Origin of the sequence: Pseudomonas nitroreducens TX1 (assembly GCF_000313755.1) — a bacterium.
GTDB classification, from domain to species: Bacteria; Pseudomonadota; Gammaproteobacteria; order Pseudomonadales; family Pseudomonadaceae; genus Pseudomonas; species Pseudomonas nitroreducens_A.
Genome location: NZ_AMZB01000028.1, coordinates 1 through 297, shown reverse-complemented (window position 1 = coordinate 297; position 297 = coordinate 1). Strand labels below are relative to the sequence as shown.

The 297-nt window shown below is 63.3% G+C and carries 1 protein-coding gene; it reads right to left on the bottom strand.

Annotated features, from left to right (window positions below):
* A partial coding sequence (locus C167_RS31970) for a Tn3 family transposase (protein ID WP_017516301.1) occupies nt 1–297 on the bottom strand: 297 nt, incomplete at both ends.

Genomic DNA, 297 nt, shown 5'->3' with positions numbered 1-297 from the left:
GTCGCGGATGTGCCAGGCTTGCAGCCAGGACAGTTTGGCGTAGGTCAGGCCGGGGCTCGACTCGGCCATCTTGGTCAGCCCGAGGTTGATCGCATCGCCGAGGATCGCGGACAGCAGCAACGTCCGATCTTTGGCCTCGGCCCCGTCCTTCAGGTGGGTAAAGTGGCGGCTGAAGCCCGTCCAGTCGTCCACGTCCATCAGTAGTTCGGTGATCTTGATGCGCGGCAGCAACTGGCTGGTCTGGTCGATCAGTGTCTGCGCCTGATCCGGCACCGCCGCATCCAACGGGGTGATCTT